This window comes from Streptomyces morookaense (assembly GCF_013030945.1).
GTDB lineage: Bacteria > Actinomycetota > Actinomycetes > Streptomycetales > Streptomycetaceae > Streptomyces > Streptomyces morookaensis.
Map to the genome: position 1 here is coordinate 28,422 of NZ_JABBXF010000058.1, position 23,390 is coordinate 51,811.

At 71.9% G+C, this 23,390-nt stretch carries 23 protein-coding genes, 1 tRNA gene and 1 pseudogene; 6 read left to right on the forward strand and 19 right to left on the reverse strand.

The window, feature by feature from the left end:
• Positions 1–118 precede the first annotated feature (118 nt).
• The gene (locus HG542_RS23345; RefSeq protein WP_171084569.1) at positions 119–1,717 is read left to right on the forward strand and encodes an AMP-binding protein; all 1,599 of its coding nucleotides are present in this window, start codon (positions 119–121) and stop codon (positions 1,715–1,717) included.
• On the opposite strand, the gene HG542_RS23350 is transcribed toward HG542_RS23345, so the two are convergent.
• The 3 genes from HG542_RS23350 to HG542_RS23360 all read right to left on the reverse strand — a co-directional run bounded on the left by HG542_RS23350 (position 1,663) and on the right by HG542_RS23360 (position 5,143).
• On the reverse strand, positions 1,663–3,012 hold the full coding sequence (locus HG542_RS23350) for an amino acid adenylation domain-containing protein (RefSeq protein ID WP_171084571.1): 1,350 nt from the start codon (positions 3,010–3,012) through the stop codon (positions 1,663–1,665). The genes HG542_RS23345 and HG542_RS23350 overlap by 55 nt on opposite strands.
• Positions 3,009–4,145 (reverse strand): VIT1/CCC1 transporter family protein, encoded by a 1,137-nt coding sequence (locus HG542_RS23355; protein ID WP_229922899.1) that lies wholly within the window; start codon positions 4,143–4,145, stop codon positions 3,009–3,011. The genes HG542_RS23350 and HG542_RS23355 overlap by 4 nt, the downstream gene beginning before the upstream one ends.
• A gap of 83 nt (positions 4,146–4,228) precedes the next feature.
• Positions 4,229–5,143, reverse strand: a complete 915-nt coding sequence (locus tag HG542_RS23360; protein WP_171084575.1) for a LysR family transcriptional regulator — start codon at positions 5,141–5,143, stop codon at positions 4,229–4,231.
• A gap of 62 nt (positions 5,144–5,205) precedes the next feature.
• Between HG542_RS23360 and HG542_RS23365 the strand changes: the two genes are divergently transcribed.
• The gene (locus tag HG542_RS23365) at positions 5,206–5,556 is read left to right on the forward strand and encodes a DoxX family protein (RefSeq protein WP_171084577.1); all 351 of its coding nucleotides are present in this window, start codon (positions 5,206–5,208) and stop codon (positions 5,554–5,556) included.
• 63 nt (positions 5,557–5,619) lie between these two features.
• Here the strand turns inward: HG542_RS23365 and HG542_RS23370 are convergent.
• The 3 genes and pseudogenes from HG542_RS23370 to HG542_RS23380 form a co-directional block, all read right to left on the reverse strand.
• Positions 5,620–5,692, reverse strand: a tRNA-Ala gene (locus HG542_RS23370).
• 148 nt (positions 5,693–5,840) lie between these two features.
• Positions 5,841–6,611 (reverse strand): annotated as a pseudogene (locus tag HG542_RS23375) (helix-turn-helix domain-containing protein); the annotation flags it as partial.
• Positions 6,608–7,348 carry a helix-turn-helix domain-containing protein gene (locus HG542_RS23380; protein WP_171084579.1) on the reverse strand — a complete coding sequence of 247 codons (741 nt, stop codon included), beginning with the start codon at positions 7,346–7,348 and terminating at the stop codon, positions 6,608–6,610. The pseudogene HG542_RS23375 and the gene HG542_RS23380, both read right to left, overlap by 4 nt.
• 453 nt (positions 7,349–7,801) lie before the next feature.
• Between HG542_RS23380 and HG542_RS23385 the strand changes: the two genes are divergently transcribed.
• Entirely contained in the window at positions 7,802–8,203 is a 402-nt protein-coding gene (locus HG542_RS23385) for a VOC family protein (protein WP_171084581.1), read from the forward strand.
• On the opposite strand, the gene HG542_RS23390 is transcribed toward HG542_RS23385, so the two are convergent.
• Both HG542_RS23390 and HG542_RS23395 read right to left on the reverse strand, forming a co-directional pair.
• A complete protein-coding gene (locus HG542_RS23390) occupies positions 8,200–8,889 on the reverse strand; it encodes a response regulator (RefSeq protein ID WP_171084583.1) in 690 nt (229 codons plus the stop codon). The two genes, HG542_RS23385 and HG542_RS23390, sit on opposite strands and share 4 nt — an antisense overlap.
• Positions 8,886–10,118 carry a sensor histidine kinase gene (locus HG542_RS23395; protein WP_229922900.1) on the reverse strand — a complete coding sequence of 411 codons (1,233 nt, stop codon included), beginning with the start codon at positions 10,116–10,118 and terminating at the stop codon, positions 8,886–8,888. The genes HG542_RS23390 and HG542_RS23395 overlap by 4 nt, the downstream gene beginning before the upstream one ends.
• 313 nt (positions 10,119–10,431) lie before the next feature.
• On the opposite strand from HG542_RS23395, the gene HG542_RS23400 reads away from it, so the two are divergent.
• Positions 10,432–11,235, forward strand: a complete 804-nt coding sequence (locus HG542_RS23400; protein WP_229922901.1) for a CPBP family intramembrane glutamic endopeptidase — start codon at positions 10,432–10,434, stop codon at positions 11,233–11,235.
• Between the two features lie 61 nt (positions 11,236–11,296).
• Here HG542_RS23400 and HG542_RS23405 read toward each other — a convergent pair whose 3' ends face one another.
• The 3 genes from HG542_RS23405 to HG542_RS23415 all read right to left on the reverse strand — a co-directional run bounded on the left by HG542_RS23405 (position 11,297) and on the right by HG542_RS23415 (position 13,272).
• Positions 11,297–12,433, reverse strand: coding sequence for an ABC transporter substrate-binding protein (locus HG542_RS23405; RefSeq protein ID WP_171084587.1), 1,137 nt, complete (start codon positions 12,431–12,433; stop codon positions 11,297–11,299).
• A 213-nt stretch (positions 12,434–12,646) separates the two neighbouring features.
• Positions 12,647–13,042 (reverse strand): VOC family protein, encoded by a 396-nt coding sequence (locus tag HG542_RS23410; RefSeq protein WP_171084589.1) that lies wholly within the window; start codon positions 13,040–13,042, stop codon positions 12,647–12,649.
• 29 nt (positions 13,043–13,071) lie between these two features.
• Complete coding sequence (locus HG542_RS23415; RefSeq protein ID WP_171084590.1) at positions 13,072–13,272, reverse strand: hypothetical protein; 201 nt, start codon at positions 13,270–13,272, stop codon at positions 13,072–13,074.
• A 705-nt stretch (positions 13,273–13,977) separates the two neighbouring features.
• Here HG542_RS23415 and HG542_RS23420 point away from each other — a divergent pair.
• Entirely contained in the window at positions 13,978–14,394 is a 417-nt protein-coding gene (locus tag HG542_RS23420) for a VOC family protein (protein ID WP_171084593.1), read from the forward strand.
• A 143-nt stretch (positions 14,395–14,537) separates the two neighbouring features.
• On the opposite strand, the gene HG542_RS23425 is transcribed toward HG542_RS23420, so the two are convergent.
• Positions 14,538–15,332: an NAD(P)H-dependent oxidoreductase gene (locus HG542_RS23425; RefSeq protein ID WP_171084595.1), complete on the reverse strand. Its 795-nt coding sequence runs from the start codon at positions 15,330–15,332 to the stop codon at positions 14,538–14,540.
• 99 nt (positions 15,333–15,431) lie between these two features.
• Between HG542_RS23425 and HG542_RS23430 the strand changes: the two genes are divergently transcribed.
• On the forward strand, positions 15,432–16,334 hold the full coding sequence (locus HG542_RS23430; protein ID WP_171084596.1) for a helix-turn-helix transcriptional regulator: 903 nt from the start codon (positions 15,432–15,434) through the stop codon (positions 16,332–16,334).
• Between the two features lie 58 nt (positions 16,335–16,392).
• On the opposite strand, the gene HG542_RS23435 is transcribed toward HG542_RS23430, so the two are convergent.
• The 7 genes from HG542_RS23435 to HG542_RS23465 all read right to left on the reverse strand — a co-directional run bounded on the left by HG542_RS23435 (position 16,393) and on the right by HG542_RS23465 (position 23,296).
• Entirely contained in the window at positions 16,393–16,725 is a 333-nt protein-coding gene (locus HG542_RS23435; RefSeq protein ID WP_171084598.1) for a histone-like nucleoid-structuring protein Lsr2, read from the reverse strand.
• 144 nt (positions 16,726–16,869) lie between these two features.
• Positions 16,870–18,030, reverse strand: coding sequence for a D-alanyl-D-alanine carboxypeptidase family protein (locus tag HG542_RS23440; RefSeq protein WP_373313243.1), 1,161 nt, complete (start codon positions 18,028–18,030; stop codon positions 16,870–16,872).
• A 448-nt stretch (positions 18,031–18,478) separates the two neighbouring features.
• The gene (locus tag HG542_RS23445) at positions 18,479–18,865 is read right to left on the reverse strand and encodes a tautomerase family protein (RefSeq protein ID WP_171084600.1); all 387 of its coding nucleotides are present in this window, start codon (positions 18,863–18,865) and stop codon (positions 18,479–18,481) included.
• Positions 18,866–18,941: 76 nt separating this feature from the next.
• A complete protein-coding gene (locus HG542_RS23450) occupies positions 18,942–19,814 on the reverse strand; it encodes an alpha/beta fold hydrolase (protein ID WP_171084602.1) in 873 nt (290 codons plus the stop codon).
• A gap of 173 nt (positions 19,815–19,987) precedes the next feature.
• Positions 19,988–21,307, reverse strand: coding sequence for a tetratricopeptide repeat protein (locus tag HG542_RS23455; RefSeq protein WP_171084604.1), 1,320 nt, complete (start codon positions 21,305–21,307; stop codon positions 19,988–19,990).
• Positions 21,308–21,400: 93 nt separating this feature from the next.
• The gene (locus HG542_RS23460; RefSeq protein WP_171084606.1) at positions 21,401–22,324 is read right to left on the reverse strand and encodes a helix-turn-helix domain-containing protein; all 924 of its coding nucleotides are present in this window, start codon (positions 22,322–22,324) and stop codon (positions 21,401–21,403) included.
• A gap of 57 nt (positions 22,325–22,381) precedes the next feature.
• A complete protein-coding gene (locus HG542_RS23465; RefSeq protein WP_171084608.1) occupies positions 22,382–23,296 on the reverse strand; it encodes a LysR family transcriptional regulator in 915 nt (304 codons plus the stop codon).
• Positions 23,297–23,390 lie beyond the last annotated feature (94 nt).

Here is a 23,390-nt window from a genome sequence, read left to right on the forward strand (position 1 = left end):
GTGACCCTGCCGGGGAAATCCGAAAGTCGGACGGTCTCCCCGGGTCACGTATGAGACACGTTGTCCGTTGCACGGATTGTGAATGAACGGTGAATTCGGTCGGCGAAAAGGACGGTTCATGGGCGCCACGGGCGACGCGAAAGAACGCAGCTATGCCGCCTGGCTGGTGGACGAGGAATTCCCGCGTCACGGGAACCGGGAGGCCGTGGTGCACGGCGGCCACCGGATGACCTTTGCGGAGCTGGGCGAGACGGTCCGGCGCATGGCCACGGTTTTCCGGTCGCTGGGTCTGGGCCCGGGGAGGACGGTGGCGCTGGCCAGCGGCAACCGGGCCGAGGCGGTGTGCGTGCCGTTCGCCGCGCATCTGGCCGGGGCCCGGTTCCTGCCGATGCCCGCGGACCGGGGGCCTGCCGAGTACGCCAGCGTCGCGGCGAAGGCCCCAGCCGACGTGCTGATCGTGGACGACAGGATCTCGGCGCCGTGCGCGGAGGCGGTGACGGCCGCGTTTGCCGGAGCACAGCTGTGGTCACTGGGACCCGAGGGGCCCGCGAAGGATCTGATGACCGCCGTCCGGCAGGCCCGCCCGCCCGCGGACCCGGAGTGGGCGGAGGCCGGGCAGGTCGAGACGGTGCTCTGCACCGGAGGCACCACCGGGCTCACCAAGTGCGTACTGCACCGGCACCGGATGTACCGGACGCTCCTGGAGCATCCGTTCCTGCCCGAGCCGGTGCGGCTGCTGGTGACCAGTCAGATTGCGCACGTCGGCGGCCTGTACGCGCTCACCGGTCTGGCCCGGGGCAGCACGATCCTGCTGCTGGACCGCTTCACGCCGGAGGCCGTGACCGCGGCGCTGGCGAGCGGGCGGATCACCGCGATGATGCTGATGCCCCCGATGCTGTACCGGCTGCTCGACCACCCCGGCCTGGCCGGTGTGGACTGCTCGGGCCTGCGCCGGATCATGTACGGGGCCAGTCCGATCACCCCGGACCGGGCCCGGCAGGCCCTCGACCGTTTCGGGCCGGTGCTGTGGCAGCTCTACGGCATGACCGAGGCGTTCGGCATCACCGCGCTGGACGAGCCCGGCCACACCGTGGACGGCGGGAGACTGCTGCGCTCGGCCGGCCGCCCGTTCCCCGACATGGAGGTGAGCATCCGCGACGAGCAGGGCCTGCCCCTGCCGCCGGGGCAGGCCGGCGAGGTCTGCACGCGGGGGCCGCGGGTCATGGAGTGCTACGTCGGCCAACCGGAAGCCACCGCCGCCGCGTTCCACCCGGACGGCTGGCTGCGCACCGGCGACCTGGGATACCGGGACGAGGAGGGCTGCTTCTTCCTCCTGGACCGCCGCAACGACGTGATCATCACCGGGGAGTCCGGCTCCGCCATCTATTCACCGCTGGTGGAGAACGCGCTCGCCACCCACCCGGCGGTGCGGGCCGCCGCGGTGATCCCGGTTCCGCACCCGCTCTACGGCCAGGCCGTGCACGCCGTGGTCGTCACCGGCCCCGGGGACCGCCCGCCGACCGAGGAACTGCGCAGGCGGGTGCTGGACGAACTGGAGCGTCCGGTCTACCTCCCCGCGAGCTTCGAGTTCGTCGACGCACTGCCGCTGACCCCCATCGGCAAGGTCGACAAGACCGCCCTGCGCGCCCCGTACTGGGCAGGTCACCCCAGCCTGCTGCACGGGGCCACGGCGGCGGAGTCCGGCGGCGCCGGCTGAGCGGTGGCGGGGCAGCCGAAGGCGACGGTGGCCCGGGTGGCGGTGTCCGCGCTGTAGCCGATGACGCCGTCACCGGTGGCCCGCTGCGCGCGGATGGCATTGCCGCCGTACCCGTGCGGGGTGACGAAGATCCCCCACACCGGGATCCAGTCCTCGGCCGCGCCCGTCGCGGGGTCGACCACGGGCTCGGGGCAGGGGACGGCCCTCCGCTGCACGACATACCCGCGGCCGGCGTGCCGGTGCAGGATGCCGGCCCACTCCGGTTCCGGGCAGGTCCATCCGGCGACGACTCCCGTGCCGGCGAATCCGCGGCACGGTTTGAGGACGAGGTGTTCGCGCTCGGCCACGCACCGGTCGACCAGTGCCGGGGTCAGCATTCTGGTCCACGGCAGGATCCGGTCCGTCAGGCGGCGTTCCTGCGCGGACAGGACGGCGTCGCAGCGGGGGTCCGACAGCAGGGCGAGGGCGCCCTTGTTGGAGAGGAGGGTGCTGTCGAGCCCGGTCCACAGGACCGCGTTGCCCGCCCGCTCGGTGCGCACGATCGCGTCGAGGCCGTCCTCGCAGCCGTCCGTCTCGTCGACGGCGAAGTAGCGCAGCACCACGTCGACCCGGGCCCGGCCGACGAACAGCCTCCCCCCGTTCTCCTTCACCTCGCCCAACTCGCCCAGGAGCACGTCCAGTCCGTGGGTCCGCAGCACCTCGATGGTCGGGGCCAACGGGCGCCGGTAGCGGGCGAGGGCGCCCGGTGCGCACACCAGCGCCACCACCGGGGACGGGCGCGGTGCCACGGCGCGCAGCGTCGCGGCGACGTGTTCCCCGGTGCGCACGTGCCGGAGGGCGTGTTCCGCGGCGAAGCGGGCGAAGTCCTCCGTGGCCAGCAGGGCGCGCGGCAGTTCGCCGAGCTCGAATCCGCCGACTCCCCCGCCGACGTTGAACTCCAGCAGGGAGAAGCCGTGTTCGCCGCGGTGGAGGTCGGCCCGTCCGAAGCGGGCCCGCGGCTGCTCCGGTGCCCAGCGCCGCAGCAGGGGGACGAGGCCCGGTTCTCCTCCCACCGCCGCCCAGTACGCGGCGAGATCGCCGTCGAAGAGGCGGTCGGGCAGCGAGGCCAGGACGCCGAACAGGGAGAGCAGATCGTCGGCGGCCGCCTGCAGGGCGGGTTCGTCGGCGAACAGCGGCCGGGCCAGCAGCCGTGCGTCGCGCAGCGCCGCCGGCAAGTCGGCCCCGGCCACGGCGCTTCCGAGTCCGCTCCGGTCGGTGCGGCACAGTTCCAGGTAGCGGGTGGTGGCCTCGTTCATGAGACGGACGTGCCGATGAGGCGGCCGACGACGAAGGTGACGGCCGCGGCGAGCGCGCCGACGACGACCTGCCGGGCCGCCGAACGCCAGGCCGAGCGGCCGTTGAGCAGCCCGATGCCCGCTCCCACGGCGGCGAGCGCGACGACGAACAGGCACACCGCGGCGACGAGGGCCGCCGCCCCGCCGGTGACGAGGTACGGGAGGATGACGACCAGTGCGCCCAGGGCGAAGGTGAGCATGCTCGACCCGGCGGCCGACCAGGGCGACCCGAGTGCATCGGGGTCGAGGCCGAGTTCCTCCCTGGCCAGGGTGTCCAGGGCGACGTCCCGGTCGGCCATGATGGTGTCCGCGACCTTTCCCGCCTCCTGCTTGCTCAGCCCCTTCGCGCGGTAGAGCAGCACCAGTTCCTCGCGCTCGGACTCGGGGTCCTCCTCCAGTTCCTGGCTCTCCAGGCCGATCTCCCGCTCGTACATCTCCCGTTGCCCCGACATCGAGACGTATTCGCCCGCCGCCATCGAGAAGGAACCGGCCAGCAGGCCCGCCACTCCGGCCAGCACGATGGCGCTGCGGGAGGAGCCGGACCCGGCGAAGCCCATGACCAGGGCGGTGTTGGACACCAGCCCGTCGCTGACGCCGAAGACGGCGGCCCGCAGCGCGCCGGAGCGGTCGCCCCGGTGCCATGTCTCCCGGCGGGCGATGCCCTCCCTGGCGTTGGGGCGGCTCTCGTTGAGGCGGGAGAGGGTACGGGCGTGCCCCCGTTCCTCCCCCGCCATGCCGGGCGCGGCGTCCGGCTCGGCGTCGTAGGTGCCGGCGTCGGCCTTCTCCGACCGCTCCACCAGCGGCAGGACGGCCGCCACGGACCAGTGGTCCGCGATCCGGCCCAGCAGGCGGGTGCGCAGCGGCACCCTGCCGGGCGGGGGGACCTCCGCTCCGGCGGCCCGCAGCCTGTCCTCCCAGTGCGCGGCGTGCCGCCGCTCCACCGCGGCGAGTTCCTGCAGCACCTCGCGCCGTTCACCGGTCTCGGCCCCTGCCAGGCGTTCGTAGAGCGCGGCCGCTTCGCGCTCGCTCTGCAGCAGTTCCCGCCAGCGCCGGAGCCGGGACTCTTCGGGCTGGTCACTGGTCGGATCCGGCATCATCACTCCTCGGCGTCGGCTCCCGTTCCGAACGGTAACGGGACGTGGCCCGCAAAGATCGCATTGGCCGCGTGCCCCGTCGGTCAGGAGGTGATGCCCTCTCCGGGCGCCGGCCTGTGGTCCAGGCAGCACCGGACGAAGTCCCGGACGACGGGGTCGGAGTCGGCGGCGGGTGTCCAGGCGACGCCGACGCGGCTGGGGCCGACACCGCTGACGGGCCGGTAGGTGACGCCGGGGCGGGCGTGGAAGCGGGCGGAGGATGCGGGGGCGAGGGCGATGCCGTAGCCGTTGGCGATGGCGCTGAGCCATGCGTCGGGCTGGTCGGTGACGGCGCCGATGCGGACCGGGCGGCCGTCGCGTTCGTCGGCGGCGAGCCAGTGGTCGCGCCAGCCGCCCGTCTCGGGCGGGGCCGCCACGAACGGCTCGTCCCACAGGTCCCGGAAGGGGATGCACGCGCGTGCGGCGAGCGGGTGCGCCGCGGGGAGCGCGACCCAGCGGGGTTCGGCGAACAGCACTTCCACACGCAGGGTGTCCTGGCCGGGAAAGGGGAGCCGCAGCAGGGCGGCGTCGACGTCCGCGGCGGCGAGGCCGGCGGTCGGGTCCGACCATGCGGCCTGGCGCATGTCGACGCGCCAGCCGGGCCGGTGCCGGGCGAACGCGGCGACGATGTGCGGGGTGGCCTCGTTGGCGGCGCCGGCCAGGAATCCGACGCGCAGCACCCTGGCCTCCCGGGCGGCGGCACTGCGGGTCCCGCGCAGCGCGCGGTCCCAGCCGGCCAGCAGCGCCGGTGCCTGTTCGGCCAGGGCCCGGCCGGATGCGGTGAGTGTCATGCCGTCCCGGGACCGGCTGAAGAGCCGGACACCGAGCAGGGTCTCCAGTCGCCGGATCTGTTTGGTCAGCGCGGGCTGGGAAACGTACAGGCGTTCCGCGGCGCGGGTGACGGTCCCTTCCTCGGCGACGGCGAGGAAACAGCGCAACAGCCGGGTGTCGACGTCCATGCCGCCAGGTTATGGACACCGGTATTGGACGCCCGGCCGGGGGCCGGACGAGGCTGGGTTCCATGCTCATCGCCTACACGGTTGTCACCGTTCTCACGATCGTGGCCACTGCGGGAATCGCGGTTGCCGACTTCGCCGGGGCCGGGTTCGTCCTCGCCAACGCGGCCGCCGTCCGGGTCCCGCGGTCCTCGATTCCGCTGCTGGGCGCGGCGAAGGCCGCCGGGGCGGCCGGTCTCGCACTGGGTCTGCTGGGGGCCCGTGCCTTCGGAGTTGCCGCCGCGGCCGGACTCGTCCTGTTCTTCACCGGCGCCGTCGTCGCCCATGTCCGCGCACGCGTCTTCCACAACATGGCGTTTCCCGGGGCCTATTTGGCGCTGGCCGGAGCTTCGCTCGCCCTCGGCCTGGCGCGATGAATCCGCACGGCACGCGGAAACGACCGGGAGGCCACCGCTTCCGGTGGCCTCCCGATCTCCCTGTGGAGCTAAGGAGAATTGAACTCCTGACCTCCTGCATGCCATGCAGGCGCTCTACCAACTGAGCTATAGCCCCTTGTTCTGTTGTCCGCCGGGTTCCCCCGGCGACACCCACACATTACACGGGAATTCGTGCCGCCTGCCAATCCCGTCGCGGGCCGCGGACCGGACACCGTGAAGCAGTCGGGCGGGCCTCCCTCGGCAGGCTCGAGGCAGGCCTGTGCCGTGCGGGGATCCTTCGTGGCCGTCATCGCCGTCGACAGGTAGACCTCCGTGTCGCGCCGGCTCGATGCCGTGACCTGCTTGGTCTCGGTGCCCGGCAGGCTCAGCTCCGCGCGGTCGCCGACGTGCAGTTTCACGGCCCGCACCCACACGGCCCCGCACCGGGCGGAGTAGCGGATGTCGAGCCGCCGGCCGCCGGCCGCACGGTGGGTCGTGAGCGTGTCCACGAGGTCCTGCGCGCCGCAGCCCATCTGGTTGGGGTCCTGCCCGTCGCACTCGTCGCCCGTGCAACCGGGCGCGTAGGACTGTGCGTACGAGGGGGTCCCCGCGGCCTTCCCCGCCGCGCGGCCGCCGGGCTCGGTCCCTCCGGCCGTGAGGAACAGCTGCACGGCGGCGACGGCCACCACCACGGCTGCGGCGCCGGACAGGGCGACCGTCCTGCGGGAGCGGCGCGGCGCCTTCCCCGTGCGGCCCGGAGCCGGCTCCTCCGCGACCGGGCCCGCAGGCGCGGCAGCCCGGCCGCTCCACCCCTGTTCCGCGAGCTCCCACAGGGCCAGGAGCCGCCCGGCCGGCTCGTCCGCCAGCCGGCACAGGGCCTCGACCGCATGCCTCGGCGGCAGTTTCTTGCCGTTGAGGTAGCGCTCCCAGGACGACTTGCTGTAGGGGGTGAGGTCCGCGAGCGCGGCGAGGCTCAACCCGGTACGGGTGCGCAACTCGCGCAGGCCCCCGGCCAGTCGGGCGCACTCCTCCGGAAGGGGGCGGTCGGCGCTCATCGGCGCAGTTCCTTCCAGGTGTCCGGCCCCACGATGCCGTCCACCACGAGGTCGTGGTCCTTCTGGAAGTGCTCGGCGGCGCTCTTGGACCGTTCCCCGTAGGCGCCGTCGGTGGCACCGGGGTCGTAGCCGTGGTACTTCAGCAGGCACTGCGCCTCGACGATCTCCCAGCCCGTGCTGTTGGTCTCCATCAGCGCGGTGCGGGTCGCGCTGTACCCGGCGCGCAACTCGCCGTCCTGGCGCTTGACGTTGCAGGGGTGGGCACGGTGGGGCATGTAGACGAACAGCGACGGGCCCGCAGTCGCCCGCAGATTCCCGGGCTGCGCGTGGTCGTCCTGCCAGGGGCGGGTGAGCAGCAGGGCGACGGCCAGCACCACGGCCGGCACCGCCACGGCCGCGACGAGCACCCGACGCCGCCCGGGCACCCGGCGGCCGGCCGGGCGCGGCTCCGTCACGGGGGCGGGCCTGCTGTCCGACCAGGCCTCCGCGGCGAGTTCGTGCAGCACCAGCAGCCGGGCCGGGTCGACGGCGCACACGCGCGCCAGTTCCTCGACCGCGTCGCGCGACGGGAGCTGCCTGCCGTTGAGACAGCGCTCCCAGGAGGAGCGGCTGTACGAGGTCTTGGCCGCCAGCGCGGCAAGGCTCAGCCCGCTCCGGTCCTTCAGTCTGCGGAGCGCCACGACGAGTTGGCGGACGCGATCGTCCAGTGATCCGGGCAGTGCTTTCCAACGCCGCATGTTCCACCCCATACGCGTCGCGGTCCCCCGAGGCCGGCGAGCCTCTCTGCCGCACATGATGACGATGCGCACACGCCGGTTCCCGCAGGTGCCCGGTGGCAGCCGCGACTTCCGGCCACCGCGCCGCCGCCGTGGCCGTCCCACCACGACGTCACCGGCGGCGGCATCTCCGCAGGCAGGGACGTGGGACGTCCCACGATGGCCCAATTCCCCGGGACGGCCTGGCATATGAAGATGTGGCGCATCACAGTCATACCCGGAAGCCGGGCGGTGCGGTCCACCCCGCACCGCCCGGTACCGCACGGGGGGAATGCACGGCGGCCCGCCTTCCACGGGGGAGGAGGGCGGGCCGCCGTCGTGCGCGGAGGACGAGGGGTACCTCCCCCCAAGTGTGGGACCACGGCCGTGCGAGACTCTGCTCCTGCTGTGGATCCAGGGGAAGGCAACCGTCACATGAACCATCTCGGCCTGGTGGCCGTCGTCGTGCGCGACTACGACGAGGCCATCGCCTTCTACCGTGACGCACTCGGCTTCGACCTCGTGGAGGACACCCGCATCGACGACACCAAGCGGTGGGTCGTCGTCGCCCCGCCCGGAGCGCGGGAGACCGCGGTGCTCCTGGCCAAGGCCGCAACAGACGAGGAGCAGGCCCGTGTCGGGAACCAGACCGGGGGCCGGGTGGGCTGGTTCCTGAACACCGACGCGTTCGACCGCGACTACGCGCGGATGCGGGCGGCCGGGGTCGTCTTCGAGGAAGCACCCCGGCACGAGCCGTACGGCACGGTCGCCGTCTTCCGGGACCTGTACGGAAACCGCTGGGATCTGATCCAGTCGAGGCGCGAGGACCGGGGCTAACGCCCCGGGTCGCCGGCGCCTCGCTCCATGACCGGCCCGGTTCCCGGGACCACGAAGCCGTACTCGTAGGCGAGGATCACGGCCTGCGTGCGGTTGCGGGCGCCGAGTTTCGCCAGGAGGTTGCTGACGTGCGTCTTGACGGTCTCCAGGCCGACCACGAGGTGGCCGGCGATGCCCGGGTTGGACAGGCCCGTCGCCATGAGGCGGAGGATCTCCAGTTCACGGCCGGTGAGCGCGGGTGCTCCCCGGGGCGGCCGGGGCTGCGCGGGGCGGGCCGCGACGAGCCGGCGGACGGCGTCCGGGAACAGGACGGAGTCGGTCGTGGCCACCAACTGCACGGCGTGGGCGATGTGTTCGATCGCCGCACGCTTCAGGACGAAACCGCTCGCTCCCGCGCGCAGCGCGTCGTAGACGTGGTCGTCGTTCTCGAAGGTGGTGATCACCACGACCTTCGGCGGGTCGGGCAGGGCGGTCTGCAGGCGCCGGGTGGCCTCGATCCCGTCGGCGCCCGGCATCCGCACGTCCATCAACACGACGTCCGGACGGAGCTGTTCCGCCAGGGTCACGGCTGCCAGGCCGTCGGCGGCCTCACCGATCACGTCGAGGCCGGGCCGGGCCCCGAGCAGGGTCCGCAGGCCGGTGCGGGTGATCTCTTCGTCGTCGGCGACGAGTACGGTCACGGTCATGCGCCGGACCCCAGCGGGATACGGGCGCGGAACCGCCAACAGGCCTCGCCGCAGAGGCCGACGGGGTCACCGGTGCCGCCGATGCAGCTGCCGCCGCGCGGTACGGGCCCCGCGGAGAACTCGCCCCGCAGCAGCGCCACCCGCTCGGCCGCACCGGTCAGGCCGGATCCCCGTCTGCGGCCCGCGAGTCCGAGGGCACTGCGCCCGGTGAGCGGATTGGTGACTTCCAGTTCCAGCCGGTCGCGCGTGACCGCGACCCGCAGGGCGACCGGTGCCCGGGAGGCGTGCCGCAGCGCGTTGGTCAGCCCTTCCTGGACGATGCGGTAGCTCTCGCGGGAGACGGTGGCCGGTACGTGCGCCAAGTCCCCGGTGACGTCGGCATGCAGTTCCGTACCGGCCCCGCGGACGCGGTCCAGCAGGGCGGGGAGTTCGGCGAGGGACAGCGGCGGGGCGGTCGACGGCCGGCCGTCCCGGAGCAGGCCGAGGACATGGTCGAGGTCGTCCAGCGCCGCGCGCGACACCTCCTCCAGGCTGACGAGCGCATGGCGCGCCCGCGCCGGGTCGCTGGTCATCAGCTCCCTCGCCACGGCGGCCTGGATGGTCGACGCGGTGAGGGTGTGGCCGATGGAGTCGTGCAACTCCTGGGCGAGCCGGTTGCGCTGGGCCAGCATCCGCATCTGCTCCTCGAGTGCGGCAAGCCGTTCGGCGGGCCGGTGCCCGAGCAGCAGCGGCGCGAGCCGGCGCAGGAGCGCGGCCGCCGCCTTGCCCGTGAGGCAGGCCAGCGCGAGGAGGGCGGCCGCGGCCGGTACGGTCCACGAGCCCTGCACTCCGCCCGCCACGTCGACGTCCGCCAGAACGGTGATCCGGTCGCCGCCGCGCAGCCATACGGCGGGCAAGGCGAAGGCCACCATCAGCAGGGGCAGCACGACGGCGGTGGCAGCACCGCCGGTCAGGGTGTGCAGCAACAGCCAGGCGGAGGTACGGAACCGGTCGGGCCGGCCGGGGCCGGTGCCGGACGCTTCGGTGGCGGGGGCCGGAAGGTCCGTACCGAGCAGGTGGTTGGCCAGCGGCACGGAGGCCCGGCGCGCGATGCGGGGCAGGCCGAGGGCCGTCACGAGCACGGCGAGGGCGGCGGGGAAGACGACCGGCCGCCAGGCGGGCGGCACGACTGCGGCTGCCAGGACCGCCACGGGCGACAGCAGCAGCGCAACGGCTGCGCCGAGCAGCACGTGCAGCGGGCCGCGCCAGGCGCTCGCACGCTTCGCGGTTTTCGCGGTTTTCGCGGTTTTCGCGGACGGAGAAGGACGTATCGGAACGTGCACGGACGGAAGTATCCCAAGCAAGATCGTCCTGCCGCCTCCCCCGTGCGAGCCAGATCCGGATTCCCCCGCGGCCGGGATGTGCGGGGCATGCCGCCGGCGTGAGGCTGGCAGCGTGCTTGAGACAGAGACATATCAGCAAGAAGCGGCGTTGCCGGCCGAAGGCTCGACGACGAACTCGAGGACGAACTCGAAGACAAAGGGAACGGCCTGGTACTTGGCGATGGCCTTCGGAGGATGCTGGGCCTACATCCTCACTGCGCGCTTCGGGTGCGGGCTGTCGATGGTCAACCCGCTGGTGCAACTGCCGTTCGGCGTCATGCCGGCGCTGGCCGCGTTCGTGGTGCGCCGCTGGATCACGCGGGAAGGCTTCGCCGACGCGGGCCTGGCCCTGCGCCTGAGGAGCGGCTGGCCGTACTACCTGGTCGCCTGGCTGGGCCCGCTGGTCATCGCAGGGGCCTCCTGCGGGCTGGCGGCGGTGCTGGGCCTGTGGCGCCCGGACCTCGCCGCGCTCGACGAACTCGCGGGCGGCATGCCCGCCTGGGCCTTTGTCGCGACCCTCATGCTCGTGGTGCCGATCCTGACACCGATCTACGCGGGCGAGGAATTCGGGTGGACCGGCTACCTCAGACAGCGGCTGTTCCCGGGGCGCCCGCTCCTGGCGACCGCTGCCACCGGTCTCATCTGGGCGTCGTGGCACTTTCCGCTGGCGCTCACCGACTACATCTCCTTCGCCCGCCCCCTGATCGGCCTGGCGGTGTGGACGGGGAGCTTCCTGCTCCAAGAGGCCCTGCTCGCCTGGCTGTTCACGCGCAGCCGCAGCATCTGGCCCGTGAGCCTGGCCCACGCCGGGAACAACATGGTCCTCTTCCTGATCACCGGAACCCTCCTGGGCTCCGAAGGAGGAACGGGGACCGGCGGCGGACTCGGTGTGACCGGAGTGGCGCTGATGACGGTCGCGCCCATGGCTGTCGCCTGTGCGTGCACGATGCTGCCGGCGCGACGCGCGCGGCAGCGCAGCAGCTGACGGCCCGGCTGCACAAGGCTCCGGGGTGGGCGGCCGGGACCGCCCGCCCCGGAGCCGGTGCTCAGCCCTGCGTGCCGTTCTGGTCGACGGGGTACAGGCCGAGCCGGCCCTCGGGGTCGGCGGGGTCCGCGCCCTTGACGTCACCGACGTAGAGGCTGATGCGCGCCTTGTAACGGTCGAGGGCTGCACGGTCGTTCATGAACCGGCCGAGGCCGAGCGGGTTCATGTTCGCGTAGTCGAAGATGCCCTTGCGGCCGGCCGGGGCCGGTACGTCGGTACGGGCGCTCCAGCCGTACGACGTCGCCTGGTACCCCTTCGACAGGATCCAGCTCATGTAGAGCTTGGCCGCGGCCTTGTGCGGCGCGTCCTTGAGGATGGCGCCGGTCTGCGGCCACGCGACCCACGGCGACTTCTCCGGGATGCTGGTCTTCGACAGACCGCTGGAGCTGCCCGAGCTGCCGAAGTTCGCCACGTAGCCGTCCTTGCCGACCTGGGCGGAGGCATCGGCGGTGCCGCGGACGAACTTCGGGTTCTGGGCCTTGAGCTTCTTCAGGTAGTCGAAGCCGTATGTGTCCGTGAGCTGCTTGAAGTAGTACAGGACGGCGTCGTCGTCGTTCGGGTAGGTGAAGACGAGCTTGTTCTTGTACTCGGGCTTCAGGAAGTCCTTCGCCTCGACGGGCGCGTTGTCGCCGAGCGTGGTGGCCGTGACATTGGCGAAGCCGATGAAGAACAGGCCGGTGTAGTAGCCGTCCTTGTCCTTGATCTGGTCGTAGACCTTGTTCCAGCCGACCGGCTTGTACTGCTCGAGCGCGCCTTCCTTCTTCCAGCGCGGGAAGTCGTCGAGGGTCTGCAGGTGGACGACGTCCGCGACGACCTTGTGCTCGGCTATCTGATTGTCGAGGCGCGCGTCCTGGTTCTTGCTGAAGTCGACGACGGTGTCGACCTTCATCTTGGGGAACTGCTTGACGAACGCGTTCTTGAGGTAGTCGGCCTGTCCCGGCTTGTCACCGCCGGCATAGACGACCAGCCGGCCGCCCTCGGCCACGGCGTCCTTGTACAGCTTCTGCAACTGCGCGTCCTCGCCCGCACTCGTGGAGGTGCGGTGCGCGGAAGGGGCGGCTGCGGCGACGGTGGCTCCACTGGCGGCGAGCACGCCGAGGGCTACGGCTGTGGCCCATGCCTTGCGGGTGGACTTCACGACGACTCCTTCACGGAAGATCTTGAAAGTTAAAGCATTTCGCGACTCCCACCCTAGGCCTATCTTCTTGAAGTTTCAAACAAGCTGGCGTCGGCTCGACGGGGCGCAGTCAACGCCCTGGAACTGGCGGCTGCCGACCGCTTCGACAGCCACGGCCTACCGGATGGCCTGCGGTCCGCACCGCACAGCCCGTCGAGGAACGAACCGCCGAGCTCAGAACGAGTTGCGCGGTTCCAGGAACTCCAGCCGGTTGCCGACCTTGTCGAAGGTGTGGAAGCAGTCGAAGCCGGGGATGCCCTCGCCCCAGGTGACGGGGTGGCCCTTGTCCTCCAGGCGGCGGGCGAGGTCGCCCAGGCAGTGCACCAGGACGGCCGGGTGCGCCTTGCGGAAGGGGCGGAAGTCGGTCTCCACGACCAGGTGCACCTCCAGCCCGCCGCCGCGGAACCGGCATCCGCCGAGGCTGCCCGGTTCGAGGGGCTTCTCGAGTTCGGTCATCCCGAGCAGGTCGCCCCAGAACACCCGGCTCAGGCCCTCACCGCCCGGCGGTATGGACAGCTGGATGTGGTGCACTCCGCCGAGGGTGAAGTCGCTGATGGTCTCGACTGTCATGATGTCTCGTCCCGTCAGGGTTCCGGAGATCACCGCTCCGCGCGCCGGCGCCTGGGCGTGGTGTGGCCGACTGCCGTGCGGGCGCGGGCCGGAGCGCCCAGGACCTGCAGAACGGGGTTGTGGATGGCGCCGGTTGCGACGCGCCCGACGGCCCTGCGGAGCATGGCGCGTACGGCCGGGGCGATGTGCGGCTGCGCGTGGCGGATAGGGAAGACGGTCAGCGCGGACATGGGAGGTCACCTCCGTGAGGCGGCATGCCTGGTGCAGGGCATGCGCGGTCGGTCAGGCGCGGGACAGTGCGGCCCCGTCGGCGAGCAGGCACAGCCGCTCGGCGCCGTCGCGCAGGGTCAGGGGCAGAACGGAAGGGAAGTGAGGAGGCACACGGGAGCGAGCCCTCATTGTCGGTGGGTTCGGTGAGGGGTCCTGGCCCCGGGCAGCGGGAGAGAACAGGTACAGCGATCAGCGATCCCCCTGCGGGCACGACAGGGCGAAAGGCCATGCAGCGAAAGGGAGTTACCGCGTACCGGAGGTCAGCAAGGACACACGGATACGGGGCCTGCCAAGGCCCGGACTACTGCAACTACTGCCATCCACGTCTCTCGCCTCCTCCCGGCCGGGGCGCACACGGGCGCCGGAACATACACGGCGTAGCCGTCAAGAGGCCTCACCGACCGAGGGCCTCGCGTTTCGAGCCTAGCGACACGGCGCCGCACAAGCCCCGCTGCTTGACTCATCCTTGATGCCCCGGAAACAACTTGCCCCGGCCGGTAATGATCATTAAGCTCACCCGGGTGACTGCCGGGTCGGCCATGGGCCATACACGAGTTGGGCACCCGGCCTCGGCGTGAGCGCGAGGCGGGCCAGGGCCCCGCCCCTTTTCTCCGTTTCCTCAGCGCCTCACCAGCGGATACCGGACTCGGAGATTTCCACCGCACATGCCGAACGAACTACCCGTCACCACCGTCCAGTTGAACCACACCGCCGTCTTCGCCAAGAACCGGCAGCTGTCTGCCGAGTTCATCGCCGCCATCCTCGGGCTGCAGGTCGGCGCCCCGTTCGGACCGTTCCTTCCCGTCGATCTCGGCAACGGCGTGACACTCGACTACTACACCAAGACCGACGAAGCGGTGCAGCCGCAGCACTACGCGTTCCTCGTGCCGGACGAGCAGTTCGACCTCATGATCGCCCGCCTGGAGGCGGTCGGGGTCACCTACTACGCCGATCCCCGCCACACCGAACCCGGCCGGATCAACCGCCTCTTCGGCGGCCGCGGGGCGTACTTTGCCGATCCGGACGGCCACAACATGGAGATCATGACGCGGCCCTACGTCCGCGACCGCACCGCCGCCTGAGCGATGCGGTGGAAGGGCGCGGCCGGTTCGTACCGCCCCGGCGGGTGCAGGTACTGGGCGGCCGCGTCCTCTGCGGAGCGTCCAGGGGAGGTTCCGGTCCGCTCGTCGATCCGGCGCCCCATAGGGCTGCCGCACAGGCGGCTTCAGCGGCCAGGGCGGACGTGGAGGTCCAGTCCGCTCGTCCCCGGTTCCTCCGTTCCCGGGAGGAGCCGCATGGCGTGGTCGTAGTCGCCGCCGACGAGCGACCGGAACGCGACCGGTTCGTCCGTGAAGAGCCCGTCGAGCCGTCGGGCGTACTCCTGCGTCGCCGCCGCGAACAGCTCGTCGGACAGCTGGTTCGAGCCGAACACCGCGAACGGTTCGAGCGGTGCCATACCGGTGTACCAGAACAGGCCGTGCTGCACGGGGTGGAGGACGTCCGCCAGCCGACCGTGTATGCCCCGGTCGGAGAACGCCGTCTCCCGGGAACCGGCGGTCACCGACACCAGCGCCCGCCGCCCTGCCAGCGCGCCCTCGCTGTACGGCGGGGGGACTTCCGGGCCGTAGCCGAATCCGGCGGTGAACACCCGGTCGATCCAGCCCTTCAGGATCGCGGGCACCGAGAACCACCACAGCGGGAACTGCAGGATCACCGCGTCCGACCAGCGCACCTTCTCCTGCTCGGCGGCGATGTCGGGCGACAGCCGCCCGGCCAGCGTGGCGCTCTGGGATGCGGCCATGACCGCCAGGCGCCGGTCCGGGGCGTGGCCGGGGAAGTCGTCGGCGTCCACCGTGGCCTTCCACTTCATGGCGTAGAGGTCGGACACCTGCACCTCGTGTCCCGCCGCCTGCAGGTGTCCGACCGCGAAGGCGGTGAGGGCGGCGTTGAGCGATCGGGGTTCCGGATGGGCGCTGACGACGAGGATGTTCTTCCGCTGCTGCGGTACTGCTGCGTTCATGCCGTCCACCCTTTCCCGGGCGCGGCCGGGCAGCCAGCACCCTGTACAACCGGTGGATCCGTGATCCTGGTACTGCGAGGGCCACTCATACTTGAGCGCATGGAGCGCGCAGACGACCGCATCACCACCAGTGGCAGCGACAGGGACGGGAGCGGCCCCGTCGACGGGATCGGCGACGACCGGCGGGCGCTCGGCAGCTTCCTGCGCGCCCGCCGGGGGCGCGTCGCGCCGGAACACGTCGGGATCGAGGGCGGCCGTCGGCGACGGGTGCGCGGGCTGCGCCGCGAGGAGTTGTCGCAGCTCGCCGGGATCAGCGTGGACTATTACGTGCGCCTCGAACAGGGCCGTGCCACGCAGCCCTCGCCCGAGGTGCTCGACGCGCTCGCCAGGGCGCTCGGCCTCGATGCGGCGGAGCGGCAACATCTCGCCAATCTGGCCGGGAACAGACGCTGCCCCGCACCCACGGTTCGGGTCAGCCCCCTGCTGCAGCGGATGCTGGACGGCATGGACGGCTTCCCGGCCTTCGCGACGAACCATCGTCTGGACGTGGTGGCCTGGAACGGGCTCGGTTCCGAGCTGCTGGGAGGCCTGGCCGGTCCGGCCCGCCGCGACCGCAACCAGGCCAGGTTCCTCTTCCTCGACCCGGCCTCCCGGGCCGTCCACCCCGAGTGGGAGGCGAGGGCCGCCGAGGCCGCGGGCATGCTGCGGGTCTCGGCGGCGTGCTATCCCGGCGACGCGGAGCTGACCGGGCTCGTGACCGAACTGTCCGCGCGCAGCGCCGACTTCCGGCGGATCTGGGCGAGTGGCGAGGTCGTGACGTGCGCGGCGGGGCGGAAGCGGCTGCAGCATCCGGTGACCGGCCTGCTGGCCCTGGACTACGAGACGCTGCACGTGCCGGCCGCGCCCGGCGAGACGGGCCTGGTCGTGCACGTGTTCAGCGCCGAGGAGGGCAGTCGGGAGGCCGCCGCCCTCGCCCGGCTGGCCACGGAACCGCGGCCGTGAGGCCGTGCGGCCACGGCGGCGGGTGCCCGAGCCGCCGGCGGGGGCGACGGCCGGCGACTCACGCGTTGGCGTTGCTGTAGGCCTCGCGGATTTCGGCGGGGACGCGCCCCCGGTCGTTCAGGCTGTAGCCGTTCTCCTTGGCCCACGCGCGAATCTTCGCGGTGTCGGGGCTGCCGACCGTGGCGGCGCGGGGCTTTCCCCGCCCGCCGGGCCGGCTGCCGGCCTTGCGGCCCGCTTTCATGAACTCCGCGAGGGATTCCCGTAGTTTCCGGGCGTTCGCCTCGCTCAGGTCGATCTCGTAGCTCTTGCCGTCCATCGCGAACGTCACCGTTTCGTGCGCCTCGCCGCCGTCGAGGTCGTCGATCAGCAGAACCTGCACCTTTTGTGCCATGGATGAACTCCCGGAAACAGGGGGCTTGTTGACGTTCCCGGCATTGCCGCTCGGAGCGGAAGCCGCGTCTCCTCCGGCCAGCACGGTACCCACGGAAGAACCACATCATCCGTCCGGCGGCGCCCGATCATCCTTCGGTGCGATTCAGCCCAGGCGGGTCAGCCGTGCCGCCGTCCCCGGCTGCCCGAGGTCGCGCCGGAGCTCGACGGGGACTTCGACCGCGCTGCCGGTGCCGTCGCCGATGCTCAGCACTCCGACCCGCTTTCCGGCGGGGGCCGTGTGCGGAATCGCCGTGCCGCCGTTGCCGAGTTTCAGCTTCGCGGTGAGACCGGTCCAGCCGACGACGGACACGGGTTCGGACGTGACGACCGGTGTCCGGCCGCCGAGGCCGTCGTCGACGTGGCCGACGACGGTCCCCTTGTCCATCAACGCCCGCTCCTGCAGGGCGTTCCGGGCCGCGGCCATCACCTTCTTGCTGACCGCGTTGACGGTGTCGATGACCGGCGCCCTGTGCTGGCCCAGGATGGCGCCCACGACCGTCACCGTCTGCCGGCCGGTCTTCCTGGTGGCGGCGAACAGCAGATTGCCGCCGGCCTTGGTGGTCGACCCGGTCTTGATGCCGATCGCATTGTCGAAGGGCACGAGGCTGTTGAAATTCCGCCAGGTCCTGCCCGAGGGGTCTTTCCACTGCGGCAGCCTGGTGATGTCCGTCAACGCCTTGATTTTCACGAGCTCGTTGCCCAGCTTCACCTGGTCCTCGGCGGTGCTGACCGTGGTCTCCTTCAGCCCGGACGGATCGGTGTAGGTGGTGCGGTCCATTCCGAGCCTCCTGGCCGCCGCGTTCATCTTGCCGGCGAATGCCTCCTCGGATCCGGAGTCCCAGCGGGCCAGCAGGCGGGCGATGTTGTTCGCCGACGGAATCATGAGAGCCGACAGGGCGTCCTTCAGCGAGAGTCTGTCGTTCTCCTTCACCGTGTTGAGCGTCGACTCCCCCGCGGCGTCATAACCGCCCTCTTTCTGGGCCTTCGCGTCGACGGTGACGGACGGGCCGTCCGCACCGGGCTGCAGCGGGTGTTCGCGGAGGATGACGTATGCGGTCATGGCCTTTGCGACGGAGCCGATCGGCACGGGATTCTGCTCGCCGAACCGGTCCATGGTGCCCAGGCCCGCGACGGACATCCAGCCCTGCCCCTCGGTGGGCCAGGGCAGCGAGGGGCTGCTGCCCTCGAAGGTGTACGTCGCGTCCGCGGAGAGCGAGAGCGTCGGAGCGGGCAGGGGGCGCAGGGCCTGTACCGCCAATGCCACGAGGAGGAGCAGGAGGGCCGACGCCGCCCAGATCCGCGGCCGCTTTCCGGCCGGCCGGAAAGCGGCCGGCGGAGGCGGTGGCGTATTCGCCGGTTCGGCCGTAAGGGTGGGCGGTTCCTGAGGCGGGGCACCTGCCTCGGGCGCGCGTCCCTGACGCCCGGTCGATTCGGGGGTGGTCACCGCTCTGCCTCCGTACGCGCTCCAAAGGTGTGCAAGACGCCGTTCCTCCCTGAGTTCACGGTATTCGGAAGGACAAAACGCCACGGCAGGCCCGGCGGTTCCATGAATTGCGGGGTGATTTCCCGTCGGAGGAATTACCGCCGGAGCCGTTGCCGACCACCTTCGATCTTGTCACGGAACGCTCACATCACCGGCAATGACTCGTCATTTTGACCGGTCAGGCTAATGGCGGCGGAGCGGATATCCCTTTGATTTGTCGTGCACCTGGTCAGGAAACGGCGTACTGGGCCACCCCGTTGCCGAACGACCAGCCGATCGTCTCGTTCTCGGTCAGCGTGACGAGCACGTTCCGCGGTTCGGTGCCCGCGTATTCCTGGGCGAGCTCGGCGATGCGCCGGTACAGCGCCTGCTTCCGCTCGGGCGTCCGGCCCGAGCGCAGGGTGATCGCGACGAACACGACGCCTTCGTCGCGGCGGATACCGAGGTAATCCTCGTAGCGCAGCGTGCTGTTGACACCGTCGTGCCCGGTCAGGACCTGGAAGCGGTCGTCGGCCGGGATGCCGATCGTCTCCACCAGGGCGTCGTGGACGGCCCGGCCGAGCGCCTCCAGACGGTCGGCGTCGGTTCCCAGTGCGTCGATGCGGACAAATGGCATGCCAGTACTCCTCTTTCAGGTATGCGAGGGCAGAGGCGTGCCACTCCCCCCGTGCTCACGACCATGATCGTACATACTAGTAGGTACAGAAGGTCCGGCGGATCGCCTCCGCGAAGCGGTCCGGGGCCTCCACCGGTACGAAGTGGCCGACGCCGTCGACGTGTTCGAGCGTGACGTCGCGGAAGAAGTCCCCGAGCCGGTCCGACCACTCCCGCCGGAACAGCGGGTCGTGTTCCGGCCACAGGACGGTCGTCGGAACGGCGATGCGGTCCGCGCGGGCAGGGGGCTTCTCACCCTGGGAGAGGGCCACCGCCCCGGCGCCCGCCCGGTACCACGCGATGGAGGCCGCGAACGCGCCGGGAGCTGAATAGGCGTCGACGAGGTGCTCCAGGGTGTCCTCGTCGGGGGTGTACGCCGGGCCGGACCAGTGCGCCCGGAAGTGGCGAAGATACTCGCGCAGCGCCTCCGGTCTGCCGTCGAGGAGCTGCTCGGCCAGGGCGAGCTGATGGAACGGCTGGTACCAGAACTCCCGCTGCGCCCGCGGGTCGAGGATGCGGTCGCCGATGCCGGGCAGCGGCGGCGAGACCACCAGGGCGCGCACGTGCTCCGGGTACGTGCGGGCCACCGCCTGCGCGATGCGGCTGCCGATGTCGTATCCGGCCAGGACGGGCCGTTCCAGGCCCAGTTCGCCGATGAGCCCGACCACGCTGCGGGCCTGGGCCGCGGCGTCGTACAGCTCCGGGCGGTGGGCGGTGTGCCTGTCGGAGTCGCCGAATCCCCGGAGGTCCGGGACGACGACGTCGTGCGTCCCGGCCAGCAGCGGGACGACATCTCGGTAGTCGGTGCGGTCGCCCGGCCAGCCGTGCAGCAGCACGACGGCGTCGCCGGAGCCCGGCCCCCTTCGGTCGTAGGCGAGTTGGAAACCGTCCACCGGTGCACTGCGGGGCATCTGTGCCTCCTGAGTCTCGTGTGGTACGTACTCGACTCAACTTACGTCTGTGGCGCGGACGGTTGTACTCCCGCCATAAGACGGCAACGATTTCCCACTGGGTATTTTCCGTCGGTCCGTCGCCCGCCCGGGGCCTCCGACGGCGCCTTACGGGCGTGCAGCCCCCGCACGGGTCATGCGAACCGGGCGCCGGGCACCGGGCCGCTGGACGGGACCTGTGTGCGGTCACCCTGGAGCCAGTGGGCGGCCGCAGCACGGACGAAGGCGACGAAGGCCTCGTCGTCCTCCGGTGCTTCGTCGTCCCCGTCGGGCAGGACGGCGTCGGCCCCCACGATATCGGCCGCGATCTCCTCGACCGGGCGGGAGTCCTCCGGCATGCGCTCCGGTGCGCCGTCCTCCCCCATGCGCAGGCCCGAACCCCACGGCGGCACCACGCTCTGGACCAGGAGCGCGGCACTGTCCGGGGTCATCGGCGGGGTGTCCGTCCAGCAGGAGGCGTGCTCGTGCAGCACCTGCCCGGGCGTACGATCCCGCAGGGCGATCAGCGATTCGGCGTCGACCTCGGAGAGATCGTAGGCGATCACGACGGTATCGGTGCGCGCAGGCTCGAACGGCACGGCGGGCAGGCCCAGCAGCTCGGCCGCCGCCAGGCCCAGGATGCGGCTGGAGCGGTCGGGCAGGAGCGAGACCGTGGTGGGGTGCAGGTCCGCGGCGGACAGTGCGGTGCGCAGGCGCAGCAGCCCCTCGCGGCACTGCTCCGGCGAGTCCTGGAGCCAGGCCCAGCGGCCGTTCATCCCCGCGTCGAAACCGTACGGGGAAAGGGTGCCCAGCACCGTTCCGGCGATGACGAACTGCCAGCCGCGCAGGTCCTGTTCGCCGAGCAGGGGTGTGGGCACGGGTGCGGCGGCGACACGCAGGACTTCGGCACGCCGGACGATGTCCTGCACGCGTCGGTGTGCGGGCTGCCACCGCTCGTCGTCGGGTGCGGACAGCAGGGCCGTCTGGTGCCGGGCCACGTCGAGGCGGCCGGACATGGCCGCGTTCCACGCGAGCAGGTAGCGATCGGGCCAGTCGGCGAGCGACTCCTCGCGGGTTTCGAGGACCGCGGCGGCCCTGTCGTGGCGGCCGGTCTCCTCGTATGCGGCGACCAGTTCGCGCAGGACGGCTCCTGATTCCGGAACGAGTTCCAGTGCGCGCCGCAGGGCGGGCACGGCGGCGGCCGGCAGGCCGCGTTCGATGCAGGCGTACCCGTATGCGTAGAGCGCCTGCGGGTGTTCGGGGTCGGCGGCTGCCCGGCCGGCCGCCTGCTCCAGGTCCTCGAACCCCGCTGCGGCCGCGGCCCGGGACAGCAGTCCGGCCAGTTCACCGATCGGCAGCTCCTCCTCCCGGCCGCGGACCAGACGCAGTGCACCGGGGACGTCGCCGGCCGCGATCAGTTCCAGGGCCTCGGCCGTTTCCGGGGTCTGCGGCGGGTTCTTCTTGCGTGCGAACATGCGGGCCATGGTCTGCTGCGGATCCATGCAGATGCAAATGAATTGGCTGCTGAACTGGCTGCCTTTTCAGGCTGTTCAGGCTGTTCAGGCTGGTCAGGCGGCGGCCTCGCGGGCCGAGTGTCCGTCCAGGGCGGCGTGGAGCCAGTCGTGGGCGGCGCCGGGGGTGGGTTCCGCGGACGGGCCGGAGAGTTCGGCCTTGAGCTGCCAGTACCGGTCGATGCGGGGTTCGGTCGCGAGCAGGCTGCTGAGCCGGCGGCGGAAGGCGGGGGTGTCGTGCGTGCCGGATGCGCGGGCGTGGGCGTCGACGAAGGCGTCGAGTGCCTCACCCTCGTGGGGTGTTCGGCGGGCCCGCAGGTCGGGCGTTGCCAGTGCGAATGCCTCGATGAGGCCTTCGTAGAGCACGGCCGGCCGGTAGTCGCCGTCGGGCCGGTGCACTTCGGGCTGGTGACGGCCGTCACCGGTGCACGGGGCGGAGACGAGGGCGTGCATACGGGCGAAGGCGAGCACGTCGGCCGGTTCCGGATCCGCGGGCGGGTCCGGAACCGCGCGTTCGAGGATGGCGGAGACCAGCCGGGCCGGGAGCCGTGCGGGCAGCCAGCGCCGCCAGAAGCGCGCCATGGGCGCCGTGTCGGGCGGGGTGGTCATCGCGCCGACCAGGAGCAGCCGTTCGGGGCGCTCCTCGGGGGTGCAGTCCCGCAGGAGCTGCAGGGCGGCCTCCCGCCAGCGCAGGGCGGCCAGTTGGGAGCCGAGCTCGCGCAACTGGGCGGCGATGGCGTTCTCCAGGGCGTCCTCGCTGTCGAGGACACGGCCCACGTCGGGGACGGGCAGGTCGAGTGTGCGCAGCGAGCGGATCATGCGGAGCCGGGCGAGTGCCTCGGGTCCGTAGCGGCGGTGCCCGCCGGCGCTGCGGCCGGCTTCGGGCAGCAGGCCGCGGTCGGAGTAGAAACGGACGGTCTTGACGGTGACGCCCGCGCGCTCGGCGAGCTCTCCGATGCTCCATATGCCGTCAGCGGACACGGTGTTGGGCCTCTCTTGGCGGGAGGGAGCAGTCTATGGCGTGTACGGATGGGCTGTTCAGGCCGTCAGCGCGGCTGCCCGGTCGCGCAGTTCGGCCAGGGTGATCTTCAGCAGGGGGTGTCCCTCGCTGCCGCGGCGGACGGCCGTGAAGACGCGGCGCGTCGGGCCCGGTCCGCGCAGGGGACGGACGGCGGGGGTGAGGGCCGGGCGGATGCCGTGCAGGGCCGAGCGCGGGACGAGGGCGACACCGGCGCCGACGGCGACGAGGGCGCAGACGGCGGAGAAGTCGTCGGAGAGGCATTCCACGCTGGGCTGGAAGCGGGCCTCCTCGCAGGCGCGCAGGACGGCCTCGTGGACGGGGTTGCCCGGCCAGGGCGTGATCCAGGGGTCGTCGCGCAGGTCCGTGAGGTCCACCTCGGACTTGCCGGCCAGCCGGTGTCCGGGCGGCAGCACGGCGTCGAAGGGCTCCTCGTACAGCGGCGCGTACAGCAGCTGGCGGCCGCCCGGGGCGAGGGAGTCGCGGTGCTCGACGGCGACCGCGATGTCGGCCTCCCCGTCGGCGAGCAGCCGGGCGGCGGCGTGGCCCTCGGCGTCCTTGACGCGGACCCGCACCTGGGGCGCGCGCCGGCCCAGGGCTGCCAGGGCGGGGGCGACGACCTCGGTGATGGAGGTGGCGAAGGCGGCGACGGTCACCTCGCCCGCCAGGCCCGTGGAGCACTTGGCGAGGTCGGCCTCGGCCCGCGCCAGCTGGGCGGAGATCTCGTCGGCGTGCCGGGCGAGGACGCTGCCGGCGGCGGTGAGGCGGACGGTGCGGCCCCGGCGTTCCAGCAGCGCGTGCCCGGTCTCCGCCTCGAGGGCGGCCAGCTGCTGGGAGACGGCCGAGGGCGAGAGGTAGAGGGCATGGGCGGCCGCGGTGACGGTGCCGTGGTCGGCGAGGGCGCGCAGGACACGCAGGCGGCGGGGGTCGATCACCCGTTCACTATGGCATTCGCCCCCCGTCTCTATGAAGCGGGGCTTCACAAGTGGTGTGGAAAAATGTTGATGGACTTCACAGCGGTCCACGGAG